The organism is Terriglobia bacterium, from assembly GCA_020073205.1.
Lineage (GTDB): Bacteria > Acidobacteriota > Polarisedimenticolia > Polarisedimenticolales > JAIQFR01 > JAIQFR01.
This window is the reverse complement of the sequence record JAIQFR010000046.1, coordinates 24006-33140: the sequence shown is the minus strand read 5'-3', so window position 1 is coordinate 33140 and position 9135 is coordinate 24006. Positions and strand designations below refer to the sequence as shown.

At 68.2% G+C, this 9135-nt stretch carries 11 protein-coding genes; 7 read left to right on the top strand and 4 right to left on the bottom strand.

Features of this window, described 5'->3' with window-relative positions:
* The coding region (locus tag LAO51_11290) for an acetyl-CoA carboxylase biotin carboxyl carrier protein subunit (GenBank protein ID MBZ5639322.1) at nt 1–126 on the top strand (126 nt) is incomplete at its 5' end.
* 82 nt (nt 127–208) lie between these two features.
* Here LAO51_11290 and LAO51_11285 read toward each other — a convergent pair.
* Nucleotides 209–484, bottom strand: coding sequence for an HU family DNA-binding protein (locus LAO51_11285; GenBank protein ID MBZ5639321.1), 276 nt, complete (start codon nt 482–484; stop codon nt 209–211).
* 146 nt (nt 485–630) lie between these two features.
* On the bottom strand, nt 631–1008 hold the full coding sequence (locus LAO51_11280; GenBank protein ID MBZ5639320.1) for a PilZ domain-containing protein: 378 nt from the start codon (nt 1006–1008) through the stop codon (nt 631–633).
* A 71-nt stretch (nt 1009–1079) separates the two neighbouring features.
* Between LAO51_11280 and larB the strand changes: the two genes are divergently transcribed.
* The 5 genes from larB (at nt 1080) to LAO51_11255 (ending at nt 6798) form a co-directional block, all read left to right on the top strand.
* Nucleotides 1080–1850: a nickel pincer cofactor biosynthesis protein LarB gene (gene larB / locus LAO51_11275; protein ID MBZ5639319.1), complete on the top strand. Its 771-nt coding sequence runs from the start codon at nt 1080–1082 to the stop codon at nt 1848–1850.
* A gap of 324 nt (nt 1851–2174) precedes the next feature.
* Nucleotides 2175–2381, top strand: coding sequence for a 30S ribosomal protein S21 (gene rpsU / locus LAO51_11270; GenBank protein ID MBZ5639318.1), 207 nt, complete (start codon nt 2175–2177; stop codon nt 2379–2381).
* 73 nt (nt 2382–2454) lie between these two features.
* Nucleotides 2455–4188, top strand: coding sequence for a DNA primase (dnaG, locus tag LAO51_11265; protein MBZ5639317.1), 1734 nt, complete (start codon nt 2455–2457; stop codon nt 4186–4188).
* A 25-nt stretch (nt 4189–4213) separates the two neighbouring features.
* The gene (gene rpoD, locus LAO51_11260) at nt 4214–5947 is read left to right on the top strand and encodes an RNA polymerase sigma factor RpoD (GenBank protein MBZ5639316.1); all 1734 of its coding nucleotides are present in this window, start codon (nt 4214–4216) and stop codon (nt 5945–5947) included.
* A gap of 140 nt (nt 5948–6087) precedes the next feature.
* Nucleotides 6088–6798, top strand: a complete 711-nt coding sequence (locus LAO51_11255) for a Crp/Fnr family transcriptional regulator (protein ID MBZ5639315.1) — start codon at nt 6088–6090, stop codon at nt 6796–6798.
* A gap of 6 nt (nt 6799–6804) precedes the next feature.
* Here the strand turns inward: LAO51_11255 and LAO51_11250 are convergent, their stop codons facing one another.
* Entirely contained in the window at nt 6805–7173 is a 369-nt protein-coding gene (locus tag LAO51_11250) for a DUF423 domain-containing protein (protein MBZ5639314.1), read from the bottom strand.
* Between the two features lie 89 nt (nt 7174–7262).
* Between LAO51_11250 and LAO51_11245 the strand changes: the two genes are divergently transcribed.
* A complete protein-coding gene (locus tag LAO51_11245) occupies nt 7263–8009 on the top strand; it encodes a BON domain-containing protein (protein ID MBZ5639313.1) in 747 nt (248 codons plus the stop codon).
* Between the two features lie 366 nt (nt 8010–8375).
* On the opposite strand, the gene wrbA is transcribed toward LAO51_11245, so the two are convergent.
* Nucleotides 8376–8987, bottom strand: coding sequence for an NAD(P)H:quinone oxidoreductase (gene wrbA, locus LAO51_11240; protein MBZ5639312.1), 612 nt, complete (start codon nt 8985–8987; stop codon nt 8376–8378).
* Nucleotides 8988–9135 lie beyond the last annotated feature (148 nt).

The window sequence follows — 9135 nt, the reverse complement described above, 5'->3', positions numbered from 1 at the left end:
GTCGTGGTCGAGGCGATGAAGATGGAGAACGAGATCGGCGCCCCGCGCGCGGGGCGCGTGGCCGCCGTCCACGTGGAGGCCGGACGCGCCGTGGAGGCAGGAACCACCCTGGTGGTGTTGGAGTGAGAAACGGGGTCGGAGCCTGGTCCTTGCTCGCGCGAGCAAGATTCAAGCTCCGACCCCGTTCGAAGATTCTCGGGTCGAAGCGCTACTTGTTGAGACCGTCCACGAGCTGTTTGCCGGCCTTGAAGCGCACGCCCTTCTTGGCCTTGATCTTGATCGACTCGCCGGTCTGCGGATTCCGCCCGATGCGAGCCTTGCGCTTGCTCACCGCGAACGTGCCGAAGCCGACGAGAGTGACTCGCTGTCCCCTCTTGAGGGAGTGCGTGATCCCCTCGATGAGGCTGTTCATCGCCGTCGCCGCCGCGCTCCGCGTGACGCCCGCGTCCTCGGCGATCTTCCCGATCAGCGCCGCCTTGTTCATTCCTTGTCACCTCCTTCCGTCGTAAGGTCGCCGCGGATCCGCCGCGGCGTCGGGGGGATTACATCCTTCCCCGCGGCCGGTGTCAAGGGAAACGCGCACCAAAACCCGCGTCCGGAGCGGGTTTCCGATGGACCGGATCGAAGCGATCAGGCGATGGCGAGGAACCGCGCCAGCCTCTCGCGCTGGGCGTCGCTCATCCCCGAGAAGAACAGCGCGAGCTCGAAGCGACCGTTGCCGCCCGCCGACGGGAGCTCGCGGCGTCGGACGACGACCGCCTCGACCTCGAGCGGCTCGACGGCCACGGAGCCGCGCTCGGGAAGCATGAGGCGGACGGCGAGGCGGGTCATCTCCGGGAAGTCCATCGACGACGAGCAGTGCAGGCCCCCGAGCGAGAGGTCGTCGGCGGTCATTCTCGCCACGACCCCGCCGGACTCCGGTGTTCCCTGGAGTTCGACCGAGCGCTCGAACCTGGCGTGGGAGCGGCGCTCCGGACGGGGGCGCCGATCGGGATACATGCGACTCAAGGTGCTTCCTCCTGTTGGCCCCATGCTAGGGTGGAGTGGAGCGAGGAGTCAAGGCGCGGCGGGAGGTTCCGATGGAGAGAGAGGATCTGAAAAGGATGCTTCGCGGTGTCCGCGCGGGAAGGGTCGGCGTGGCGGAGGCGATGGAGCGGCTTCGCCACGGACACGTCGCCGATCTCGGCTTCGCCGCCCTGGATCTCCACCGCGCGCTCCGGCGGGGTTTCCCGGAGGTCGTCTACGGAGCCGGCAAGACCGTCGAGCAGATCGAGACGATCGTGAAGCGACTTCACTCCGACGGCCAGACGGTTCTCGTGACCCGGGTCGGTCCCGACGTCCACCAGGCCCTGGGGCGGACGTTCCCCCGGCTCGAGAGTCACGTTGCCGCCCGCGCCGTCGTGCTTCGGTCCGGCCGAAGGCGTGCGGGCCGCCCCGGGGTCGTGGTGATCAGCGCAGGGACATCGGACCTGCCCGTGGCCGAGGAGGCGGCGCTGACCGCGAGCGTCATGGGTCACGACGTCCGGCGGATCTACGATGTCGGGGTGGCCGGGCTCCACCGGCTGATGGCGCATCGCGAAGCCATGTTGAGGGCGCGCGTGATCGTGGTGGTGGCCGGAATGGAGGGAGCGCTCCCATCGGTCGTCGCGGGCCTCGTGGACTGTCCCGTGATCGGGGTGCCGACCAGTACCGGCTACGGCACCGGCGCGGGAGGCTGGGCGGCCCTCATGGCCATGCTCAACTCGTGCGCGTCCGGTGTCGCAGTGGTCAACATCGACAATGGGTTCGGAGCAGGCTGCCTGGCGGCCCTGATCAATCGAGGGCGCCCGTCAAGAGCAACAAAAAGGTAGCGTTGCTCATGTGCACCACGAGTTGCTGTCGAGCGATTGAAATTCCTTGACTGCGTCATACCTGACCCATATATAACAGTCGTTATTGGGCTCGACGCAATTTCGACCGGTGCGCCGGGTCGTCCCCAGGGGGAGGGGCGGCATGTGTTTGTCGCACCGGAGGCTGTAGCCCCAACTATTCGCTGGGTTTTGCCGGGAATGACCGAGCTGATGAGTGTTGACGGCGGGCGCAGCGTCGGTTAGACTAAACGTTTTGCGACGCGGCGGTCCCGGCCCGCGCCATGGGACGCGGTAACCAGCGACGAAAGTGGGGTGATCGGATCCATGCCGCTGATCAAGGTCCGCGAGGACGAGAGCCTCGAGAATGCCCTGAAACGCTTCAAGAGGAAATGCGAGAAGTCGGGCATTCTGACCGAGATCAAGAAGCGCCAGCATTACGAGAAGCCTAGCGTCAAGAAGAAGCGCAAGGCCCTCGCGGCGCGGAAGAAGCTGCTCAAGCGTCTGGCCCAGGAGCGTAAGAGCAACGCTTGATCCCACCCGAACCGCCGGCCGGGTATCCCCGGCCGGCGAGACGGGCGCGGCGGGTGGCCCCTTGGGCGTTCCGATGAGCAAGGACTTCGTCGATGCGGTACGGCGCGCCGGCGACATCGCGAGATTGGTTTCGGATTACGTTCCCCTGAAGCCGGCGGGCTCCAGGCTTAAGGGGTTGTGTCCATTCCACCAGGAAAAGACTCCGTCCTTCTCGGTCGATCCGGCCCTGCAACTGTTCTATTGCTTCGGCTGTCACACGGGCGGCGACATCTTCAAGTTCGTCATGCTTTACGAGAAGGTCGGATTCACGGAGGCCGTCGAACTCCTGGCCCATCGCTGGGGGGTCCCCCTTCCGGCGGCGCGTAAGCCGGAGAACGACGTCCGCTCCAGGGTGCTCGACCTCCACAGGGAAGCCGAGGGGTTCTTCAAGGCCAAACTGCGGGACGAAGCCACGGGGCATCTTTCGAGGCAATACCTGGCCCACCGCGGCATCGCGCTCGAGACCGCCTCCCGGCTCGGCTTGGGTTATGCACCCGACGCCTGGGAATCGCTCCGGACGCACCTCCTCTCCCGCCGGTTCAAGCCGCAGGAAGTGGTCGAGAGCGGCCTCGCGATCCCCAGGAAGGAGGGCCAGGGGGAATACGACCGGTTCCGGCACCGATTGATGTTCCCGATCCGGGACGTCGCGGGACGGACCCTCGCCTTCGGTGGGCGCGCCCTGGGGGACGCCGAGCCGAAATATCTGAACTCTCCGGAGACTCCTGCGTACGTGAAGGGGGACCACCTCTACGGGCTCGACGACGCGAAAGAACCGATCCGCAGGGAGGGGTACGCGATCGTGGTCGAAGGGTATCTGGATCTCGCTGCGCTCCGGCAAGGGGGGTTCGAGCACTCGGTGGCGTCGCTCGGAACCGCGTTTACCCCGAACCAGGCCCGCCTGCTCTCCCGCTACACCGGGCGCGTCGTGGTCTGCTATGACGGCGACGCCGCCGGCGCCGCCGCGACCCAGAGGTCGCTCGACCTCCTGCTGGAGCGGAAGTTCGACGTGCGAGCGGTCGAGCTACCCACCGGGATGGACCCCGACGACTACGTCCGGAAGGAAGGCGCCGCTTCGTTCGAGCGGCTCGTCAAACAGGCGCCGGGATGGCTCGAATACCTCGTTCGCCGCGAGTGCTCCTCGCGGGACCTCGGCCGGACCGAGGAGAAGGTGGCGGCGATCAACGCGCTGCTCCCCCGTATTGCCCGGCTCGAGAGCCCGGTCGAGCGGGCTTCGTGGGCCGGGCTCCTGGCGGACGCCCTGAGGATCGAAGACGATTTGGTGCTTCAAGAATTGAAGTCGGCGCTCCGCGCCGCGCGCCCCGGGATCCGGCAGCGCCAATTCGACCGCGAGCCGATTCGGGAGGCGGAGGCCAGGCTGGTGGCCGTCCTCCTTCGTCTCGGCGATGGACGGTCGGGGGCGCTCGCGCAGCTGGAGCCCGCCGACCTTGTCGGTACCCGTGTCGGGCGGATCGTGGACGCCATCCTCCTTCACCTGGAGGAGGGAAAGGAGGTGAAGCTGCCCGAGGTCCTGGAAACCCTGGACGCCGAGGAGGACCGGGAGCTGCTCACCTGGATCGCCTTTCGCGAAGGGCCCGAGATCCGTGAGGACGAGGTCGAGGGCTGCGTCAAGGCGCTCCGGCTCGAGCGGCTGGTCCGGGAGCGGCGCGAGCTTCAGCGCGCCATCGAACGGACCGCCGATCCGGCGGCGGTGGATGCCCTGCTGCTGCGCAAGCAGCAGCTCGGACGGCAGATCGACGCCCTGAGCTGAGGGAGCGATCGGCCTGCGAGGAGAGATGACCAAGAAGAAACGGGACTCCACGGTTTCCGTGGAGGAGAAGTACGACGAGGTGCGGCAGCTCGTGTTGCTCGGGCGGGACCGGGGGTACCTGGCCTACGACGAGATCAACGAGATGCTGCCCGACGAGGTCAGCTCGTCCGCCGAGGAGCTCGAGGAGGTCTTCACCCTTTTCGAGAACCACGGGATCGCGCTGGTGGACACCGACGCCCGTGAGCCCCTCCCCGGCGTCGGCGCGGCCGAGGGGCGGAAGGACATCGTCCCCAAGGACGACGAGGCGAAGGACGACGACGCCAAGCCCGAGTCATTGAGCGGACCGCTGGAAAAGACGAACGATCCCGTCCGGATGTACCTGAGGGAGATGGGGACGGTCCCGCTCCTGAACCGCGAGGGCGAGGTCTCCATCGCGCGGAGGATCGAGCGGGGCGAGCGCCGGATCCTGAAGGCCCTGTCGCGATCGAGCCACGTCCTGAACGAGATCCGGCAGCTCGGCGAGCGGATCCGGAAGAACCAGGTCTCGGCGAACCTGTTCGCCGGCGCGGAAGAGGACGACGATTCCCCCGACGCGCGGCTCGAAAGGGCCCGGCACGGCATCGGGAAGATTCTCCGCACCGTCGGGCAGATCGAAAACGCAGGGAAGCGGCTCAAGCGGACCAAGGACGGCACGAAGGCCAACCGGTCCGCACGGTGGAAGGCCGCGCGGCTCCAGGTCCGCCTGGCCCGGGAGTTCCGGAGCCTCGGCCTCGTGCCGGCCCAGGTGGATGCCCTCGCGCGGCAGGTGACCGACTCCGACGCAAAGATCAAGCGCCACGAGAGGCACATCCAGGACCTGAACGCCAAGATGAAGGCGTTCCGGGACGACGCGCTCCGCCGCGAGGTCCGCCGGAAGATCGAGCAGCTCCGTGGTGACATCCGGATGATCGAGCAGGAGATGGGCGGCACCCGGAGGGAGGTCTCCGCGGTCGCCTCGACGATCCACCGCGGGCACCACGAGGCCAAGAGGGCCAAGAGCGAGCTGGTCGAGGCCAATCTCAGGCTCGTGGTCTCGATCGCCAAGAAGTACACCAACCGCGGCCTGCAGTTCCTCGACCTGATCCAGGAGGGGAACATCGGCCTGATGAAGGCCGTGGACAAGTTCGAGTACCGGCGCGGCTACAAGTTCTCGACCTACGCCACCTGGTGGATCCGTCAGGCGATCACCCGGGCCATCGCCGACCAGGCCCGGACGATCCGCATCCCGGTGCACATGATCGAGACCATCAACAAGCTGATCCGCACCTCCCGGAGCCTCGTCCAGGAGTACGGCCGCGAGCCTCTGCCCGAGGAGATCGCGAGGAAGATGGGCATTCCCGTCGCGAAGGTGAGGAAGGTCCTCAAGATCGCGCAGGAGCCGATCTCCCTCGAGACGCCGATCGGGGAGGAGGAGGACAGCCACTTAAAGGATTTCATAGAGGACCGGACCGCCGTCTCTCCGGTCGAAGCGGTGATTCAACTGAACCTGAGGGAACAGACTCAGGCGGTGCTGAAGACGCTGACCCCTCGTGAAGAGAAGGTCCTGAAACTGCGCTTCGGCGTCGGAGACGGCAGCGAGCACACTCTGGAAGAGGTCGGGCAGTCGTTCGCGGTGACCCGCGAGCGGATCCGCCAGATCGAGTCCAAGGCGCTCCGCAAGCTGCGGCACCCCTCCCGTAGCCGGGTCCTCCGGGTCTTCCTGGAGAGGGCCGAGACCTAGAACCGGCCGTTGCGCGTCGCGCCACGGGAGCCGTCCCGCGGCGCGGCGCGCGACGACGAGAATCCGACCGGTTGACACCCACCACCCCGACCGGGTTTACTTGACCTTCGGGCCCCTGCCCAGCGAGCGGACGAGGCGACATGGGCGAAGGCGTTAGCGACGTTCACGAGAGCACCCGGGACCGGTTGAGGCGCGTGCCGCTGTTCGCCGAGCTCGAGGACGAGGACCTGGACCGCCTGGCCGGCCTCTCGCGCATCGTTCCGCTGCGGCGGAAGGAGACGCTGTTCGGCGACGGGGAGCCGTACCGCGGGATGTACGTGATCCTGAGCGGCCTCGCCGTGGTGTACAAGCTCTCCGGCGACGGGCGGATGCTGATCCTCCACGTTTGCCGCCCTGGCGACTCGATCGCCGAGGACCCGATGTTCGAGGAGCCCGAGGCCCGCTACCCGGCGCACGGCCGGGTGACCCGCGACAGCGAGGTGATGTTCCTGCCGCGGGACAAGTTTCTCCCGTTCCTCAAGCAGCACCCCGAGGTGGCGTGGGAGCTGTTGAAGGGGTTCGCGGTCCGCCTGAGGGAGCTGAGCCAGCAGCTCGAGGGGGTCACCCTGCGCGAGGTCACGTCGAGGCTGGCCCGCTACCTCCTGGACGAGCTGGACAAGGCCGGCCGGCGGCGCGATCCACGGCCGGCGCTGACCCTCCCGCTGGCGAAAGGCTCGCTCGCCTCGTACCTGGGCACGGTCCACGAGACCCTGTCCCGCTCCTTCGCACGCCTGATCCGCGAGAAGATCGTCGCCGTGGACGGCCCCAAGGTCACGTTCCTCGACCTCGGCCGCCTCGAGCGGCTGATCTAGCCCTACCTACCCTCTGAGGGAGGCGATCGCGAGGGCGATCCAGCCGGCGATGAAGACCAGCCCGCCGAGCGGGGTGACCGCCCCGAGCCACCGTGCGCCGGTCAACGCGAGCAGATAGAGGCTCCCCGAGAACACCAGGATCCCCGCGAGGAAGAGCCAACCGGCCGCCGACGCCCAGGGCCCCGGCCAGCGCTCCGCCGCCCAGCCGACCGCGAGGAGCGCGAGCGCGTGCACCAGGTGGTAGCGCACGCCGGTCTCGTAGATCGCCAGGAGGTCCGGGGCCACCCGGTCTTTCAGCCCGTGGGCGCCGAAAGCGCCAAGCACCACCCCCAAGGCCGCCGCGATAGCACCCGCCGCGAACCACCCACCTGCCATGGTTGCCTCCCTCCGTTCGCCGAGACCGTCGTCCCGATCTTGGACCCCTGGGGCGCGGAGCGCTATGCTCGGGTCAGGAGGACACCCGCATGAGAAGCCACCTACCCACCGGGCTCGCCGTCTTGTCCGCGATGGTCGTCGCAGCCGCCGCATTCGGAGGCCCCGCGGAGGACTCCGAGATGACGCGCAGGGTATCGGAGCAGCTCCGGCGGTCGGCGATCCTCGGCCATCTCGGGATCGATGCGAGGGTGCATGACGGGCGCGTGGTCCTCACCGGGCATGTTCGCACGCTCTCGCAGGCGTGGGAGGCGACCGACCTCGCCGCCAAAGTGCGTGACGTCGTCGAGGTCGAGAGCCGGATCGACCTCGAGTCCCGCGGCGGGAGCGACGCGGCCATCGGGTCGGCCGTGAAACGGAGCTTCGAGGACCACCCGGAGGTCGCCGCAGCCGGCCTCGGGGTGAGCGTCGACGCGGGGACCGTGACCCTCACCGGGAAGGTCGACGACGCGCGGGTGCGCTTCGCCGCCGCCGATGTGGCCGCGCGCACCGAAGGGGTCGTCGCGGTGAGCGACCGGATCGAGACCCCTGCGAAGGACGACGCGTTCATCCTCAAGGCGGTCACCGCGATCCTCGGGGCCGGCTCGTTCGTCCGCGTGTCGGGGAAGATCCAGCCTACCGTCAAGGACGGGGTCGTGACGCTCGAGGGCAGCGTCGCCCGTCTCTACGACCGCAAGCGGGCGGAGCGGCTGGTCCTGGGCGTCAACGGGGTGCGCGGCGTCGAGAACCACCTCGAGGTCAAGCCGATGAGGCCCGACCTCGTCATCCCGCTGGATTGAGCGGGAGGGAGTTCGCGGCTAGAGTCAGGTCTCTCGTGGATCCTCCGGGGGTTCCACCCCCGGACCCCCGGGGCCCTTCGTAGCAGCGGCGGGGGACCGCCGCCGCACCGAAGGGCTCTACTTTCGGATCCAATCCAGGCGCTGCGGTAGTTCTGCAAAAAGAAACCGCGATTCGCGGCGGCCGTTTCTCAGGCCGTCGTGAATCGCGGTTGCGGGGTCCGGGGCGGAGCCTCGGCGGCTCCGGAGGGGCCGTGAGCCTCCGAGGGCTCTGCCCCCGGACCCCCGCCCCTGCGCTTAGGACACGTCTGCGAACCGACGCGTCCTACGCGCAGGTCCTCACGAACGGCGGTGACGCGAGCTGCTGGCTCAGCGCGCGAGCTTCGCCGCGAGGGTCGCGACGTGCCGCCCCTGGAACCGTGCCGCCGCCAGCTCGTTCTCGCTCGGCATCCGCTCCCCCTTCCCGCCGGTGATCGTCGAGGCGCCGTAGGGGCTCCCCCCGGTGATCTCGTCCATCCGCATCTGGCCTTGGAAGGCGTAGGGTAGCCCGACGACGACCATCCCTTGGTGGAGCAGGGTCACGTGGAACGTCAGGAGGGTGGATTCCTGACCGCCATGCTGGGTGGCCGAAGACGTGAAAACGCTCCCGATCTTCCCCACCAGCGCACCCGTCTGCCAATGCCCACCGGTTCCGTCCAGGAACTGTCGCATCTGGCCGCACATGTTGCCGAATCGAGTGGGCGTCCCGAAGAGAATCGCGTCGGCCGCGGCCAGCTCGTCCATCGTGCAAGCCGGGACCTTCGATAGCTGCTTCTGGGCCTCCGCCGCGCCCATTTTCGCGAGGACCTCCGGTGGCAGGGTCTCCGGGACCCGCCGGACCGTGACCTCGGCGCCGGGGGCCTCCCGAGCTCCTTCGGCAGCGGCATCCGCCATCCGGGCGACGTGTCCGTACATGGAGTAATAGACGATCAGCACCTTCATGGGAGACCTCCAGCGACCGTGGGCCCGTGAGGGGACGACCACGGTCGATTCTAGCCGACGACGCAGGGCGATGCCCGGGCCGAGCGCCGCGGCATCCCACCCGGGCGACCGTGTCCTGCCGCGACAGGGTTCCGAGTCCCGTTCGGTC